Source organism: Kribbella sp. NPDC051952, assembly GCF_040680855.1.
In the GTDB taxonomy this organism is placed as follows: Bacteria; Actinomycetota; Actinomycetes; order Propionibacteriales; family Kribbellaceae; genus Kribbella.
Genome location: NZ_JBFAXQ010000001.1, coordinates 425,368 through 440,270 on the forward strand (window position 1 = coordinate 425,368; position 14,903 = coordinate 440,270).

Consider the following 14,903-nt stretch of genomic DNA (forward strand, 5'->3'; position numbering starts at 1 on the left):
CACCGGATGTGCACTCGTGGCGGGCGGTGGGGGGACGGGGCGTCGGATGGTTCCTTGCGGACTGTGGTTGGGCGTTGGTGGCGGGCGGGGGTGTCGAGAACTTGGGGGTTGTCTCGACGTAGCTGGTGAAACGGGCTAGCTAGGAGGGCAACAGATGTTCAAGGACACGAAGACGTTCAGTGGATTCTCGACCGACGACGTTGCGGCCGCGAAGGCGTTCTACGGCGACACGCTGGGCGTGGACGTCAGTGAGGCCGACGGGATGCTGCATCTGAATCTCGCGGGCCGCAACTCCGTCCTGATCTACCCGAAGGACAACCACGTACCGGCCGAGTACACGGTCCTCAACTTCCAGGTGACGGACATCGAGGCGACCGCGCGCGAGTTGGCCGACCGCGGCGTCACGTTCGAGCGGTACAGCGACGAGCACGACGAGCTCGGTGTCTTCCACGGCGGCGGCCCGCTGATCGCGTGGTTCAAGGACCCCGCTGGCAACGTCTTGTCGATCATTCAGGAGTGAGGCACCGCGTCGTCGTACTGACCCAGGCGACCGGTGTACCGCACCCCGTTGAGATAAGGCCACGCGTACGGCGTGCAGCCGTGCAGACCCAGCGTCTGCTGCTGCATGACCGGCGCCGGCTGACCTGGTCCCGGGCACAGCTCGTGCCCGCGGCCGAGCCGGTGCCCGGTCTCGTGGTTGATCATGTACTGCCGGTACGCCGTCAACGAGGCACCGTAGTTCGGTACGGCGTGCGCCCACCGAGCGACGTTGAGCACGACGCGATCCCCGATCCGGCAACTGGTGTAGCGATCCGGCGCCGCACCACAGATCGCGTCGCGCGTCTCCGGCGTGACCAGCATCAACTTGAAGTCCGGGGTCTCCCCGGGCCCGACCTGCCGGAACCGCCACAACCCGTGTGACGCCCACCCCTGCGGTGCGCCGTACGTCGTCCGCACGAACTGCGCGAACGCGGCCCGATCGACGCCGGTGATCCCACCCTCGATCGCGATCTGGAAAGTCATCAGCTTCCCGGCCCGCCCGATCACGGCGGGGTTGCCGGGCAGGACGGCGTACGAGCGTGTCCCGCTGACCGGATACGCGACCACCGGCTGCGGAACGGCCGGCGGGTGGGCCGGTGTCGACGCGATCGTGGTCGGTGCGATCGCGGTCCGCTGCGCCACCGGCGACGGCATCCCGGCAGGCCCGGCGGTGGGCCGGCCCGGGTAGCCGTGGTGGGCGAACGGGCTGGCCGGGAGCTGGTACAGCGCTCCGATCGCGACCACCACCGCGATCGCCAACCCGATCGTCCTGACGACACTCCTGCGGCGCATCTGGTGAACTCCTCACACCGCGCCCCGGCGGGCGCGTCCTCACTGGGTACTTGCCCCTGTGCCCAGAAACCCTTCTCCCCCCATGGGTGGAGATCGGGTTTCCACCTCCTGGTTTTGATACAGGCGTGTTAGTTTGGCTCGAAGTAACACACCTGTATCAAATAGAGGAGTTCTCATGAAGCGCTGGATCGCGGGCCTTGCCGTCGCGACCCTGCTGGCCGCCACCAGTCCCGTCCTGACCGCGTGGGCCACGGCTCCGGGCGTCTGGCTGACGGCCGACGTGAATCGCGACGGCGTACTCACGGCCGCGGACGATGCCGGCAAGACGTCCTGGACCGATACTCGCGGCGCGATCTTCCTGCCCAACCTCGACGACGACGAACGCCGCTGCACAGTGGATCCTGCCGACCTGGAGACCCCCGGTCCGGCCGTCGACGCGAAACTTGCCGCCTGCAACGATGCGGCCGACGACCGGATCAACGGTCCGCGCGACACAGCTGACCTCGCGCCATTGAAGATCGATGCCCTCCGCAACGTCTCGGACGATGCGATCGGCACCGTGACGATCACTCCGGCCGACAAGGCTCGTGCCTTCCCAGCCGGCCCTCTCACTGCGCGCCAGCTCCGCCACGGCGTCCACCTCGCCCTCGAGGGCCGCGCCATCGTCCGCGATCCGGCGCAGTGGGACGGCCAGATCACCGTCACGCTCTCCGTCACCGACCGCGGCCGGACGAGCACGGACACGGTCCGGATGCGAGTGGCGCCGTTGATGCTGCAGAACGATCTCCAGCCGGCCCAGACCGTTCTCGCCGCCAAGCCGACCGACGGTCCCGGATGGTGGGACGACCGACCGCCGTACCAGCCCGGCGTCCCGGCGGAGTGGCGGCCGTTCGCCCGAAGCTTGCAGAAGGCAACGAAGGTGCGGTTCCTCACCGGTACGCCGCGGGGCTGGAAGGACATGTGGACCCAGGACATCTTCGAGCCGGCGACCGCGAGCATGCCGGCTGTCGGTGGTCCGCACACGATGCGCATCCTGATCCGCTCGGGCAACGTCTGGGACATCAACGGCACCGATACCCCACGCCTGGCCGGCCGGCTCATCTATCGCGACCTGCGCGGCCCCGACGTCGGCGTCGTCCAGGAGCTGAGCAAGACCGCCTCGCCAGGGCTGGATGACCTCTTGAACATGGGCGGCAACATCGAGTCACTTCCGCCGTACGCCGGATATCCGCACGGGCGGGTCCTCTACGGCTCGGGTGAGCGGCACCCCGACAAAGGGTTCATCACGATGGTGACGAGCCAGGGGTACCAGCCGTCGGTCGTGATCGACACGTCCTGGCTGATAGTCGGGCATGCGGACGAGACCACCCATGTGGTCCGGGCGGACAACGCCCGCGGCTGGACTCTCGCGGTTGCGGACCCACGGCTCGCTGTCCAGCTGTTGCGGGATGTGCAACGTCGAGGTGGTGGCTCTCAGCAACTGTTCGCCGACACCAACTTCCCCGAGAAGCCGACCGTCGACGAGGTACTGCGGACCGGCCTGGCGGACAACGAGGCGGCCGCGGGACACATCGACCAGCAGCTGAAGATCTTGCTCAAGGCAACCGGGCTGCGGGCCGACGAGCTGGTCCGGCTGCCGGTGCTGTTCGAGCAGGTGAAGGGGTACGGACTGCTGCGCGCGCTGTCGCCGGGGCTGGTCAACGGGCTCTCGGTCACCGATCGGCAGTTCGCCGCGCCGGATCCGCATGGGCCGGAGCTGAACGGCCGGGACGTCTTCCGCCAGGAAGCGGAGCGTGCACTCGGGCGGAACGGCGTACGCGTGCACTGGGTCGAGGACTTCTTCTGGGCGCACCTCGGCGGCGGTGAGGTGCATTGCGCGACGAACGCGCTGCGTGACACCAGCCGGGCGACGCCGTGGTGGGTCAGTCCCGGCGGTAGCGCAGCGTCGGGTACTGCGACTCGGTGAACCCGAGCTGCCGATAGAGGTCGATGCCGTAGTCGGTCGCGTGCAACTCGACCACGCCGATCTCGGTCTCGTCGCGGAACCAGTCCATCAGCGCGACCACGCATGCGCGGGCGAGTCCGCGACGGCGGAAGGCCGGCTCGGTACTGACGTTGTAGAGGTGACCGCGGAGCGTGGTCAGGTCGTTCGGGCCCGGTGGGTGGACGTAGACGTTCCCCACCGCGCTCGCGACCACGCCGGCCGCCGGGTCATCCACGACGTACGCCGCGAACGTCTCCGGGGAGGCGAGTTGCTGCCCGAACCACTCGAGGGCGATCGGTCGCCACGGCGCGTCCGGGCCGCCGACGTCCCTGCCCATCGCGTCGAGCATCAGTCCGCGGAGGTGAACCAGGGCCTCCGCATCGTCCGGCTTGGCCCGTCGTACCTGAATGTCGGTCACTTGAGGAATCATGCCAACTTTTTGCCGCGCCGGTGAATCGAAGGGGATGGACGCACACCGGGGATGCGTCCACCCTGCCCTGTCACCGGCCAATGAGTGGAGCCCATGTCTCCGAGCAGCAGAGCCCGTCGTGCCGGTCCCAGTCGCGCCCGCCGGATCAACCCCCGGCAGCGCTCGGCCTTCGCGGCGCTGGCGCTTGCGGTCGTCGGTGGGCTCCTGCCCGGTACGGCGTACCTGTTCGCTCGACGGCTCCGGCTCGGCACGGTCCTGACGATCGTGAGCATCGGCCTGTACGGCGCCGCCGCGTACGTCGGTCTGCGACGCCGGAACGACGTGATCACTTGGGCGCTGGATCCGAAGCTGCTGCTGTGGATGGTGGTCGGACTGAGCGCGCTCGCGCTGATCTGGGTCCTGATCCTGGTCACGTCGTACAAGATGTTGCGGCCGTTGACCGCTGGGCCGGGGTCGCGGGCGTTCGGGTCGGTGGTGATCGGACTCGTCTGCTTCGGGATGGCGGCCAGCACGGCGACCGGGGCGCAGACGCTGATGGCGCAGCGGAGCCTGGTCAACAAGGTGTTCTCGGGCGAGGAGTCGAAGAGTCAGACGCGGCCGACGATCAACAGCAAGAAAGACGTCTGGCAGCAGCTGCCCCGGGTCAATGTCCTGCTGCTCGGCGCGGATGACGGTGACGACCGGCAGGGGACGCGGACCGACTCGGTGATGGTGGCCAGCATCGACACCAAGACCGGTGACACCGCGCTGATCTCACTGACCCGGAACTGGATGCGGATGCCGTTCCCGGTGGACTCGCCGCTGCACAAGATCTATCCGACCGGGTTCTGGGATCCGAACGGACCGGCGGAGCAGTCGGAGTTCTACCTGGACGCGATGTACCGCAACGTCCCGAAACTGAACCACGGCGCGATCGGGCCCTCGGACAACGAGGGTGCCGACGTCCTCAAGCTGTCGGTCGGCGAGGCGCTCGGGCTGAAGCTGCACTACTACGTGCAGATCAACCTGGCCGGGTTCGCGCAGCTGGTGCAGGCACTCGGCGGGATCACCGTGAACATCAACTACAAGGTCCCGGTCGGCGGCAACGACGACAAGAAGATCCCGCCGAGCCGCTACCTCGAGCCCGGCCCGAACCAGCACCTGAACGGCGGCGACGCCCTGTGGTTCGCCCGCGGCCGCTACCAGGTCCCGACCGCCGACCTCGCCCGCCAGGCCCGGCAGCGCTGCACCGTCAAGGCCATCGTCGAACGCGCCACGCCACAGAACGTCCTCGCCAACTACCAGTCCATCGCGAAGGCCGGTGAGCAGCTGATCCGGACCGACATCCCGCAGAAGCTCCTCGGCGACTTCGTCACCCTCGGCCAACGCGTCAAGACCGCCAAGATCACCAACATCGACCTCGACAAGAAGAAGAACTACCCCAGCGGCCGGAACCCCAACTACGCCGCCATGCGCACCATCATCCAGAAGGCGCTCAACCCGGCGACCTCCACCTCGACGGTTCCCAAACCACGCCGCACGACCGCAACCCCTCGCAGGCCCACCACGACCAAACCCCCCGCAACCCCGGGCGACCTGACCTCGGAGTGCGCCTACCACCCGGGCCCACCCGGCTGATCAGCGGAAGCGATCAGCGGCCCAGGCAAGCGCTGACGCCGTGGCGGCGGGGACGACGCCGTTGTGGTCGGTGTTGGGGTAGATGGTGTAGGTGACCTTGGTGCCGGCCTTCTTGAGCTGGTTGACGGTGGTTGTCGTGGCGGGGGGATAGACGACGGTGTCGGTGGTGCCTTGGGCAACGAAGACGGGCTCGCGGTAGCGGGTGATCGGGATCTCCGCGTCGCGGTCGAGGAGGCGGAGGATGTGCGTCTGCTCACCGGCGTCCACGGCGTACACGTCATCGGCCGAGCGACCCGCCAGGGCGATCGCGGTGTCGGTGAAGCAGTCCGTAGTCTTCACCTTCGCGTAGACCTCTTGGCCGTACGGCGTGAGGTAGCGAGCCGGATCGAAGTTCCGGTACGACGCATCCAGCCCGGCCAGAACGTAGACCGCGAACGGGTTGGCCGCGCCGCCGGGACCGAAGGGCTTGTAGGCGGCAACGAGTTGCGGGTACTTCGAGGGCGGCGCGGTCGCGATCGTGCCGCGGTAGTCGAGTTCCGATGCATAGCGGTCCTCGATCGAGCCGACGAAGAGCGCGGCCTGAGCGCCCTGCGACTGGCCGACCGCGATCCACCGACGGCTGAGTGACGGCACCAGCTTCCGGGCGGCTCGGACCATGTCGATCGCGCCGTGGGCTTCCGACGTACCGTTCAAGTACGGGTGCTCGCCTGCTGTGCCGAGACCTTCGTAGTCCGAGGCAACGACCGCGTATCCGGCCCCGAGCCAGTGGCTGAGGTAGTCGACGTCACGTTGCGAACGGCCGGCCGTCGAGTTGGCGCAGTTGTCGGCGACACCGAGCGTGCCGTGGGTCCAGCTCACCACGGGCCACCCGTGGGCCGGCGCCGTACCGGCAGGCACGAAGACGGTTCCGCTGACGACCACGGGCTTACCGGTCGCCGAGGTCGAGGTGTACGTGAGCCGGCGGGCGTCCGCCGTACCCGGAAGCCAGAGTGCGGCCGGGAGTGCTTCGGCGCGTACGACGTCACCCGGGTGGTGAGCGGGGTGCGCAAGGGCGGGTTGGGCGGTGGCGGCCGAGAGTAGGAGGGCCGCGGCGATGAGTCCGAGTTTCATGCCGTTCAGTCCAACCGACCGCCGTCACAACGACATCGGTGTCGGCTACCTATTGCGGCTGCACGACCTACCTAGGCATAGCGGACACCGAGACCGCCGTCGACGGCCCAGTTGGCGCCGGTGACGAAGGCGGCCGCTTCGGAGGCGAGGAAACAGACGACCTCGGCAACGTTCTCCGGCGTACCGATCCGGCCGAGCGGGTGGACGCCGAGCGCATTCTCGCGTTCGCCGGGGATCGTGTCGAAGAACTCCTCCAGCAGATCGGTGGCGATGTAGCCCGGGCTGACTGCGTTGACCCGGACGTTGTGCGGCGCAACGTCGAGAGCCAGCGACCGGGTCATCCCGACCAGGCCGGACTTCGCCGCGGCGTACGGGAACATCCCCGCGGTGGTCAGCTGCGAGTGGATCGACGCGATGTTGACGATCGCGCCGTGCCGGCCCTCGATCATCGGCGGCAACACCTGCCGCGCCATCAACCAGGCACCCTTCAGGTCGACGTCGAACACACTGTCCCATTCGGCCACGGACATCTTGGTGGCATCGGCGTAGGCGTTCTTGCCGGCGTTGTTGACCAACACCGTGAACGCTCCCCCGAGCTCGTCGGTCAACTGCCCGACCGCCCGCCGCACCGACACCTCGTCGGTGATGTCCCCCACCGCGGCCGCCGCCTTGGCCCCAGTCCCGGCAATCTCTGCGGTCGTCGCGGTCAGCTGATCAGCCAGTACGTCGATGAGCCCGACCGCGGCACCCTCCTCCGCAGCCTTCACGGCCACCGCCCGGCCGATCCCCCGTGCGGCTCCCGTGACCAGCACGATTTCGTTCGCCAGCCGTCCAGTCAAAACAGTCTCCTCAACCTAGTGTCCTGAGTCGGAAGTTCGGCGAGAGATTTCGGTGGTCAGGTGCGTGCATCGCGGTGCGTGGTCAGTGGCCTCGATGCGGAGCATCGTGGGCGCTGGGCACGTGCCGTGAGGTGCGTGCCTGGGCGCCGAAAGCGCCGTCGAACTTCCGACTCAGGACACTCTAGGCGTGCTCCGACCTTAATCCGCCCCGGGCCGCGACGGCGGCGGCTCTTGCGTAATGGTCAGCGGTTGCCGGAGGCATCGGGCGCCGGAGGAGGACCAGTTGGTGGTAGATCGGTCCGGTCGCGGTCACGAGGAGTTGGTGGGGGTCGGTCGCGGCCGGGAGCTCGCCTCGGTCGATGGCGCGTTGGACGACGACGGCGCTGCGGGAGTAGCGGTCGGTCCAGAATTCGGTGAGGGCTTCGGCGGCTTCCGGCGTACGGAAAGAGGCTGCGATGACGGCCTGGGTGATGGATGGGTTCGCGGTGAGGGCTTCGTAGACCTCGCGATTGAGGGCGATCAGGTCGCCTTCGAGGGAGCCGGTGTCGGCGGGCACCCAGGTATCGTCTCGCCCGGCGTTCAGGAGGTCGACGAGCAGGCCGGCGACGGTCTTCCACCGACGATAGACAGTCGTCCGATGTACGCCGGACCTGACCGCGACCCCGTCGATCGTCAGGCCGTCGTACCCGTGCTCGGTCAGCTCAGCCTCGACCGCGGCGAGCACGTCAGCGCGGACTCGAGCGGTGCGTCCACCGGGTCTGGTTGCGGGTTCGGCGTCGGCCATGGCACCATCTTAATGCAACTGACGTCGCATTAGCGGAGGATTGCTGTTGTCTATCACTGAGTTTGTCGTTGCCGACCCGGGCGATGGTCCGTACGGCGTTGTTGTGGCCGACGGTGGGGTGTGGACGACGCTTGTCCGTTCCGGGGTGGTCGCTCGAATCGGCGAACCTGGCCGGCGGTTCGACCTCGGTGCACCAGGATCGCGGCCGAGTGTGATCGTGGCCGGGCCGGACGAGGCCGTTTGGTTCACACGCAACGGCGACGACCGGGTCGGACGGATCGGATACGACGGGGCTGTATCCGAGGTCACGATCACCGGGGCGCCGTACGGCCTGTGCGTCGGACCGGATGGGGCGCTGTGGTGCACGCTGATGAACACCGACGAGATCGGCCGGATCACGGTCGACGGTCAGGTGTCGACGTACCCGATCGGGACTACTGGAGCGTTCCCGGCGATGATCACGGCGACCGAGGACGCGCTGTGGTTCACGCTCAACCAAGGCAACGCAATCGGCCGCATGACGCTGACCGGCGAGGTCACCACCTATCCGCTGCCAACGCCAGCCGCCGGCCCAGTCGGCATCAACGCGGGCCCGTCGGGCGTGTGGTTCGTAGCGATCATCGCCGGCCTGGCCGGCCGGATCACGCCGGACGGGAAGATCGAGGAGTTCGCCTTGCCGAGCGGTTCCAAACCCCACGCTGTGGTGGCGACCCCCGGCGGCGGCTCTTGGATCACCCTCTGGGGAGCAGGCGCCATTGCCCGACTAGATGCCGACGGCAACGTAGCCGAGCAACACAACCTAGGCGAGGATTCAGAGCCCCACGGCCTAACCATCGACACCGACAACTCCATCTGGACCGCCCTGGAGAAGGGCTCCCTCGCTCACCTCCAACCGTGAGATGGCGGCCTTGAGCCGATGACCTAGCGCGCGCGTAGTGGGGGGACATCAACCGCGTGGGCTTCACCACAGTTCGGTTGGTGGGTGAGGGGGTTCACTCGCGGGAGGGAGGACGGGGGGCGCCTGTGGGAGGAGAGTGGGGTTGTGGCCACGATGGTGGGGGTGCGGGCGGCGGGGCCGCGGGTTCGTGATGTGTTGGCGGTGGGGCGGCCGGCGTTCTGGGTTGTGTCTGTGGTGCCGTATTACGTGGGGATCCTGCTCGCCACCCACCGACTGATCCCCCCGCTCGAGCACTGGCCACGTCTGATTGTCGGCGCGGTAGTCATGGGCCCACTCGTCTGGCTGGCCGTGCTTGCGGTCAACGATGCCTACGATCTCCCGGGCGACAAGCTCAACCCACGCAAGGCAAAGTCCCCACTCCTCGACGGCCGCATCACCCTGAGAGCTGCCAAGCGCCTAGCCTTCGCCGCCGCCGTAGCCGCAGTCGGCCTGAGCCTCAACGTTGGCATCGTCTTCGCCGGCGGCGTCCTACTAGCCGTATTACTCGGCTACGCCTACAGCGTCCCACCGGTCCGCCTCAAAACCCGAGCCGGCTTCGACGTAGCCGTCAACGCACTCGCACTAGGCGCGTTCGGCCCACTAGCCGGCTGGGCCGCGATCAACCCCGACCTGAGCGACTTCCCTTGGCTGATGGGCCTTCAAGGCACGCTCGCCGCAGTCGGCCTCTACCTCCCCACCACCCTCGCCGACCTGGAAGCCGACCGCACCGCCGGCTATCAAACGATCGCAGTCCGCTTCGGAGCGCGTACGACGTACCTGATCGGGTACGCCGCCTGGGTCGCGGCGGCCGCCCTCTCGGTGATCCTGGCCGCGACCGACACGATCATCCCGCGCAGCATGCTCGCGCTCGAACTGGTGATGGTCCCGGTGCTCGTCGCGGCGTACCCGAAGCTGATCGGACCACGCCAGTCGTTCAAGGGGATCATCGTCCTGGCGTCCCTCTTCCTCTTCCCCTGCGGCACCTTCGCCCTCACCTACACCGGCGTCCTCTCGATCTAACAGTGCTGTTACATTAGATCTAACAGTACTGTTAGATCTGGGGAGAGCAGCATGTATCCGGAGACCGAGCCGTACGACCACGGCCGACTCGACGTCGGCGACGGACACCTTGTCTACTGGGAGGTCTGCGGCAACCCGAACGGCAAACCGGCGGTCGTCATCCACGGCGGCCCGGGTTCGGGTGCCGGCTCGTGGTGGCGCAAGTACTTCGATCCCGCCAAGTACAAGGTCGTCCTGATGGACCAGCGCAACTGCGGCCGCAGTACGCCGGACGCCGCCGAGCCGGACGTGGATCTCAGCACCAACACCACCGCCCACCTGATCGCCGACCTCGAGCAACTCCGCCGGCACCTCGACATCGAGAAGTGGCTGCTCCTCGGCGCGAGCTGGGGTGCGACATTGGGTCTCGCGTACGCCGAGCAGCACCCGGAGGCGATCTCCGAGATCGTCCTGTTCAGCGTCACCAACACCACCCGGCGCGAGGTCGACTGGATCACCCGGGACATGGGCCGGATCTTCCCGGAGGAGTGGGCCCGCTTCCGCGACGGCGTACCCGCGGACCAGCGGGACGGCAACCTCGCCCTCGCCTACAGCCGGCTCCTGCACGACCCGGACCCCGCCGTACGCGATCAGGCCGCGAAGAACTGGTGCGCCTGGGAGGACACGCATGTACGGACGCATCCCGGCTGGCGGCCCGATTCGCGGTACGACGATCCTGTCTTCCGGCTGCGGTTGGCTCGGCTCGTCACGCACTACTGGGGTCACGCGGCGTGGTTGGAGGAGGACGTCCTGGTCCGTGAGGCAGACAAGCTCAACGGGATTCCCGGCGTACTGATCCACGGCCGGCTCGACATCAGCAGCCCGGCGGACATCCCGTGGCGGATGGCTCAGGCGTGGCCGGATGCCGAGCTGCATTTGGTCGAGCGCGAAGGGCACGGCGCCGGCGGAGACACCACCCGCGAGCTGATCCTCAAAGCACTGGACCAGTTCGCCGAGTAGCTGAATACGGCTAGGGCCGAAATGGAAAAGATTTGATCACTGATCTTTACATCGATAAAGCGCACGGCAACGCTTAGGTCCCATGACTGCGCTGGAGTCCTTCCCCGCCCCACCGCCCCGGTCGACCCGCCCGGAGCTAGAGACCGACTACACCCTCAGCCGGTCCGATATCGCGCACTTCGCCGAGCACGGCTTCGTCAAGCTGAAGAACGTGCTCAGCCCCGGCACCATCGCGGCGTACGAGCCTGAGATCACCGGGAAGGTGATCGAGCTGAACACGCAGGACCGGCCGCTGGAGGAGCGCGACACGTACGGGAAGGCGTTCCTGCAGGTGATGAACCTGTGGCAGGACAGCGAGCGGGTGCTGGAGTTCGTGTCGTCGCCGCGGCTGGCGCGGATCGCGTCGCAACTGCTTGGCGTTCCGTCGGTCCGGCTGTACCACGACCAGGCGCTGTACAAGGAGTCCGGCGGTGGCGTGACCCCGTGGCACGCGGACCAGTACTACTGGCCGTTCGCGACGGATCGGTGTGTGACGGTGTGGGTGCCGTTGCAGGAGACGCCGATGGAGATGGGGCCGCTGTCGTTCGCCGCGGGCAGTCATACCTTCGAGCACGGCCGGGACCTGCCGATCAGCGACGAGTCCGAGCGGGTCCTGCAGCAGGCGCTGGCCGAGCAGAACTTCGCGGAGGTCTCCGAGCCCTACGAACTGGGCGAGGTCAGCTACCACCTCGGCTGGACGTTCCACCACGCGCCGGCGAACCGGACCGACGTACCGCGCCGGGTGATGACGATCATCTACGTCGACGCCGCGATGGAGATCGCCCCGCCTGTCAACGGCTTCCAGGAGAACGACCTCGCCACCTGGATGCCTGGCAACGAGCCGGGCGAACTGATCTCGTCCCCGTTCAACCCGATCCTCTACTAGAGCGTCCGCTTCTGCGGGTAGATGGTCTCGCCCCGGGACAACTGCTCGACGAACTGCGCGATCTTCTTCGCCCTGGTCTCCGCGCGCTTCACGGTCGTGACCCGATGGATGACGGCGAAACGGTTCGCACTCGTGAGGATCTCGAACATCGCCAACGCCGCCGGCTCGGCTGCGAGGGCCGCGGCCAGATCCTCGGGTAGGTCGTGCCGGGAGGCGGCACTGCCGTACGCCTTGGCCCACCGCCCGTCCGCCTGCGCACGCTCGATCTCCGCACGACCGGCCGGAAGCATCCGGCCCTCGGCTTCCAATCGCCCGACCATGTCCACGTTGCGCTGGACCACATGCTGCGCGCGCGTCGCTGCGTGTAGCGCTGGATGAACGTCTGCTCGTCCCGGCTCTTGCGCTGCCCGTCGATCCACCCCTGACACAGCGCTTCCTCGAGCGCCTGGTCGTACGTGAGGCTCGTCGGCGTGGTCACGTTCTTCTTCGCGAGCACCAGCCAGACACCCTCAGGCTCGTGATGGTGTACTCCGAGCCACGCACGCCAGGCGTCGACATCCACGACGATCAGTTCCGCGGTCATGAGGCAGCCACCTGGTAGCGGGCGGCCAGCTGAGCGGCCGCGGTCTTGAGTTCCTGGGGTCCGACGAACTCCAGGTCGCACTCGAACATGCCGAACGTCGCGGCCAGCCCGGTCCAGGACCAGGCGGTGAGGATCAGCCGGCAACTCGTCGGTGTGATCTCCTCGACGATCGCCCGCCGATCGGCCCACTGGGCGATGTCCGACGCCTTCGCCTGCAGGATCGCCTCGCCTTGGCAGGTGAACTGGTCCTGCGACTTGAACCGGCTGGAGATGTACGTCGCCACGTCCGGCGCCGGCAACTCCCGCGGGGTGAACCGCGGACCGGTCGGCGTCTTCGGCGTCATCCGATCCACCCGGAACGTCCGCCAGTCGTTGCGATCCAGGTCCCAAGCGACCAGGTACCACCGGCCACCCCAGGTCACCAGGTGATGCGGCTCCACCTTCCGCGGCGGCACCCACTCCTCCGACGCACCCGGTGTCGTGTAGTCGAACCGCAGTACCTCTCGCCCGCGGACCGCCGTACCGATGGCGATCAACTGCTCCGAATCGACCTTCGTACGGCGGGTGTCGGCGTACCGATCGACGGTCGTCACCTGGAGTGCGTCGACCCGTTGGCGTAGGCGCGCGGGCATCACCTGACGAACCGTGGCCAGCGCGCGCAACGCGCCCTCCTCGATTCCCGCGACCGTCGTGGTCGCGGTCTGCAGCGCGACCGCGACGGCGATCGCCTGGTCGTCGTCGAACAACAGCGGGGGCAGATCCGCACCCGCATCCAGGCGGTAGCCGCCGTCCGGTCCCTTGGTCGCGCGGACGGGGTAGCCGAGGTCGCGCAACCGGTCGACGTCGCGGCGGACCGTACGCGGGCTGACCTCGAGGCGCTCGGCCAGGAGCTGTCCCGGCCAGTCGCGGCGGGCCTGGAGCAGTGACAACAGCGAGAGCAGTCGTGCTGAGGTCTCGGACATGCCTCCAGATTGCCACGAGTAACGGTCAGATCCTGGCCGCTACCGCACCGACTCGGCGGTGATGGCGGGATGGCCGCGGAGGGCGGCAAGACCACGACGGGCGTGCGTCTTGACCGTGCCGATCGAGCAATGGAGTACGTCGGCGACCTCTGCCTCGGTCATGTCATCGAAGTAGCGCAGTACCAGGACGACCCGCTGCCGTGCTGTCAGCGTCGCCAGCGCCGTCAGTACGGCGTCCCGCCGCACCAGCTCGCCCGCACGGTCCTCGTGGCCGCGATGTGCGGTCTCAGGCAGGAACGGTGTCAGCAACTGGGTGACGCGTTTGCGTCGGACCCGGTTCAGGTTGTTGTTGACAAGGGCTCGGCGGACGTACGCGTCGACATCGTCCCGAGCGATGTGCCGCCAGCGCGCGTAGACCTTGCTCAACGTGACCTGGACCAGGTCCTCGGCCTCGTGGAAGTCGCCGGTGAGCATCCGCGCGGTGCGAACCAGGCGCGGCCAGGCCGCGGCGGCGAACTCGGCGAAGTCGTCGGCGGGCTCGGAGGTCATGGGTCGGTGCTGGTCTCTTCCGGAGATCATCGGCTGGTCAGTGCAGATCGGTCTCGTGACCGACGCGCTGGTTGGCCGCGTTGTATTCGTCGACCGTGGAGATGGTTCGGCCGCTGGCAACAGGTACGGCGTAGGCGCGGTACTGCGTTCCGGCGAGCGGCTTCACGGCGGCTTGGAGCTGCTCGCCGTCGGTGAACGTGACAACAGCTCGGGTGACGTTCCGACCTGGGGTGCCAACGAGGACACGGCTGCCGGTCAAGCCCTTGCCGGTAAGGCCGAAGAAACCCGCGCCACCCTCGGAGCCACCCGACCGGCTCGTGAGTGAGCAGTCCGCCCAAGCTCCACCCTGGTGGTCCACACGGACGCCGCCGATGGTCACTCGGGTACAGAGCAGGCCTGTGCCCGGGGCGGAGGTGCCCATCTTGTCCCCTGGTTCGAAGTCGCTCGGTAGCTTCGCGTGGTACTCGAGCGTCACGGACCAGGGCTTGCCGTCGAGGGTGCCCGAGCCTGCTACCACCGACGTCGGTAGCGCGGCTGCCGGCAGCGTGGGCGACGGGGAGCTGCTCGTCGGGGGCTGAGTGGCGGTCCGTGAGACCGAGTTGGCAATGGGTACGGCCGCAGCCACCACCACGACAGCGCAGGCCGCGGCCAGCGCAGCGCGCTGCCGCACACGTCGTTGCCGGCCGCGGTGGAGGATCGCGGGAAGCGGCACCGGCGAGGGGACGAACTGCTGGTCCGTCCGTGTCATTGCGCCACGGAGATCGTCCTCGGCCTCATCTGGCGTGCTGTCCGGCAGAATCATCTGAGCTCCTCCGAGCATGGTCGCGGTGTG

The 14,903-nt window shown here is 67.9% G+C and carries 16 protein-coding genes; 7 read left to right on the forward strand and 9 right to left on the reverse strand.

The features are described from left to right. Window positions 1-154: 154 nt before the first annotated feature. Entirely contained in the window at window positions 155-520 is a 366-nt protein-coding gene (locus AB0L70_RS02075) for a VOC family protein (protein WP_363678949.1), read from the forward strand. On the opposite strand, the gene AB0L70_RS02080 is transcribed toward AB0L70_RS02075, so the two are convergent. Further along, on the reverse strand, window positions 511-1,332 hold the full coding sequence (locus AB0L70_RS02080) for a DUF3152 domain-containing protein (RefSeq protein WP_363678951.1): 822 nt from the start codon (window positions 1,330-1,332) through the stop codon (window positions 511-513). The genes AB0L70_RS02075 and AB0L70_RS02080 overlap by 10 nt on opposite strands. 175 nt (window positions 1,333-1,507) lie before the next feature. On the opposite strand from AB0L70_RS02080, the gene AB0L70_RS02085 reads away from it, so the two are divergent. After that, entirely contained in the window at window positions 1,508-3,298 is a 1,791-nt protein-coding gene (locus tag AB0L70_RS02085) for a protein-arginine deiminase family protein (protein WP_363678953.1), read from the forward strand. On the opposite strand, the gene AB0L70_RS02090 is transcribed toward AB0L70_RS02085, so the two are convergent. Beyond that, a complete protein-coding gene (locus AB0L70_RS02090) occupies window positions 3,255-3,734 on the reverse strand; it encodes a GNAT family N-acetyltransferase (RefSeq protein WP_363678955.1) in 480 nt (159 codons plus the stop codon). The genes AB0L70_RS02085 and AB0L70_RS02090 overlap by 44 nt on opposite strands. 105 nt (window positions 3,735-3,839) lie before the next feature. On the opposite strand from AB0L70_RS02090, the gene AB0L70_RS02095 reads away from it, so the two are divergent. Beyond that, window positions 3,840-5,363: an LCP family protein gene (locus AB0L70_RS02095; RefSeq protein ID WP_363678957.1), complete on the forward strand. Its 1,524-nt coding sequence runs from the start codon at window positions 3,840-3,842 to the stop codon at window positions 5,361-5,363. Here AB0L70_RS02095 and AB0L70_RS02100 read toward each other — a convergent pair whose 3' ends face one another. The 3 genes from AB0L70_RS02100 to AB0L70_RS02110 form a co-directional block, all read right to left on the reverse strand. Continuing rightward, the gene (locus tag AB0L70_RS02100; RefSeq protein ID WP_363678959.1) at window positions 5,364-6,473 is read right to left on the reverse strand and encodes a lipase family protein; all 1,110 of its coding nucleotides are present in this window, start codon (window positions 6,471-6,473) and stop codon (window positions 5,364-5,366) included. Window positions 6,474-6,544: 71 nt separating this feature from the next. Further along, entirely contained in the window at window positions 6,545-7,312 is a 768-nt protein-coding gene (locus tag AB0L70_RS02105; protein ID WP_363678961.1) for an SDR family oxidoreductase, read from the reverse strand. A 181-nt stretch (window positions 7,313-7,493) separates the two neighbouring features. Continuing rightward, entirely contained in the window at window positions 7,494-8,096 is a 603-nt protein-coding gene (locus AB0L70_RS02110) for a TetR/AcrR family transcriptional regulator (RefSeq protein WP_363678963.1), read from the reverse strand. A 46-nt stretch (window positions 8,097-8,142) separates the two neighbouring features. Between AB0L70_RS02110 and AB0L70_RS02115 the strand changes: the two genes are divergently transcribed. The 4 genes from AB0L70_RS02115 to AB0L70_RS02130 all read left to right on the forward strand — a co-directional run bounded on the left by AB0L70_RS02115 (window position 8,143) and on the right by AB0L70_RS02130 (window position 11,977). Beyond that, window positions 8,143-8,994, forward strand: a complete 852-nt coding sequence (locus AB0L70_RS02115) for a virginiamycin B lyase (RefSeq protein ID WP_363678965.1) — start codon at window positions 8,143-8,145, stop codon at window positions 8,992-8,994. A gap of 153 nt (window positions 8,995-9,147) precedes the next feature. Next, entirely contained in the window at window positions 9,148-10,053 is a 906-nt protein-coding gene (locus tag AB0L70_RS02120; protein ID WP_363679951.1) for a UbiA family prenyltransferase, read from the forward strand. A 51-nt stretch (window positions 10,054-10,104) separates the two neighbouring features. Beyond that, the gene (gene pip, locus AB0L70_RS02125) at window positions 10,105-11,052 is read left to right on the forward strand and encodes a prolyl aminopeptidase (protein ID WP_363678967.1); all 948 of its coding nucleotides are present in this window, start codon (window positions 10,105-10,107) and stop codon (window positions 11,050-11,052) included. An 82-nt stretch (window positions 11,053-11,134) separates the two neighbouring features. After that, window positions 11,135-11,977 (forward strand): phytanoyl-CoA dioxygenase family protein, encoded by an 843-nt coding sequence (locus AB0L70_RS02130; RefSeq protein WP_363678969.1) that lies wholly within the window; start codon window positions 11,135-11,137, stop codon window positions 11,975-11,977. On the opposite strand, the gene AB0L70_RS02135 is transcribed toward AB0L70_RS02130, so the two are convergent. The 4 genes from AB0L70_RS02135 to AB0L70_RS02150 all read right to left on the reverse strand — a co-directional run bounded on the left by AB0L70_RS02135 (window position 11,974) and on the right by AB0L70_RS02150 (window position 14,873). Further along, entirely contained in the window at window positions 11,974-12,297 is a 324-nt protein-coding gene (locus AB0L70_RS02135; protein ID WP_363678971.1) for a YdeI/OmpD-associated family protein, read from the reverse strand. The genes AB0L70_RS02130 and AB0L70_RS02135 overlap by 4 nt on opposite strands. Before the next feature lie 259 nt (window positions 12,298-12,556). Beyond that, window positions 12,557-13,522 (reverse strand): WYL domain-containing protein, encoded by a 966-nt coding sequence (locus AB0L70_RS02140; protein WP_363678973.1) that lies wholly within the window; start codon window positions 13,520-13,522, stop codon window positions 12,557-12,559. 39 nt (window positions 13,523-13,561) lie between these two features. Then, the gene (locus AB0L70_RS02145) at window positions 13,562-14,071 is read right to left on the reverse strand and encodes a SigE family RNA polymerase sigma factor (protein ID WP_363678975.1); all 510 of its coding nucleotides are present in this window, start codon (window positions 14,069-14,071) and stop codon (window positions 13,562-13,564) included. 37 nt (window positions 14,072-14,108) lie between these two features. Next, window positions 14,109-14,873: a hypothetical protein gene (locus tag AB0L70_RS02150; protein WP_363678977.1), complete on the reverse strand. Its 765-nt coding sequence runs from the start codon at window positions 14,871-14,873 to the stop codon at window positions 14,109-14,111. Window positions 14,874-14,903: the final 30 nt, after the last annotated feature.

Coding starts and splice junctions, on each gene's coding strand:
- AB0L70_RS02075 (WP_363678949.1), top strand. CDS start 155: ATGTTCAAGGACACGAAGACGTTCAGTGGATTCTCGACCGACGACGTT.
- AB0L70_RS02080 (WP_363678951.1), bottom strand. CDS start 1,332: ATGCGCCGCAGGAGTGTCGTCAGGACGATCGGGTTGGCGATCGCGGTG.
- AB0L70_RS02085 (WP_363678953.1), top strand. CDS start 1,508: ATGAAGCGCTGGATCGCGGGCCTTGCCGTCGCGACCCTGCTGGCCGCC.
- AB0L70_RS02095 (WP_363678957.1), top strand. CDS start 3,840: ATGTCTCCGAGCAGCAGAGCCCGTCGTGCCGGTCCCAGTCGCGCCCGC.
- AB0L70_RS02100 (WP_363678959.1), bottom strand. CDS start 6,473: ATGAAACTCGGACTCATCGCCGCGGCCCTCCTACTCTCGGCCGCCACC.
- AB0L70_RS02110 (WP_363678963.1), bottom strand. CDS start 8,096: ATGGCCGACGCCGAACCCGCAACCAGACCCGGTGGACGCACCGCTCGA.
- AB0L70_RS02120 (WP_363679951.1), top strand. CDS start 9,148: ATGGTGGGGGTGCGGGCGGCGGGGCCGCGGGTTCGTGATGTGTTGGCG.
- pip (WP_363678967.1), top strand. CDS start 10,105: ATGTATCCGGAGACCGAGCCGTACGACCACGGCCGACTCGACGTCGGC.
- AB0L70_RS02130 (WP_363678969.1), top strand. CDS start 11,135: ATGACTGCGCTGGAGTCCTTCCCCGCCCCACCGCCCCGGTCGACCCGC.
- AB0L70_RS02135 (WP_363678971.1), bottom strand. CDS start 12,297: ATGGTCGGGCGATTGGAAGCCGAGGGCCGGATGCTTCCGGCCGGTCGT.
- AB0L70_RS02140 (WP_363678973.1), bottom strand. CDS start 13,522: ATGTCCGAGACCTCAGCACGACTGCTCTCGCTGTTGTCACTGCTCCAG.
- AB0L70_RS02145 (WP_363678975.1), bottom strand. CDS start 14,071: ATGACCTCCGAGCCCGCCGACGACTTCGCCGAGTTCGCCGCCGCGGCC.
- AB0L70_RS02150 (WP_363678977.1), bottom strand. CDS start 14,873: ATGATTCTGCCGGACAGCACGCCAGATGAGGCCGAGGACGATCTCCGT.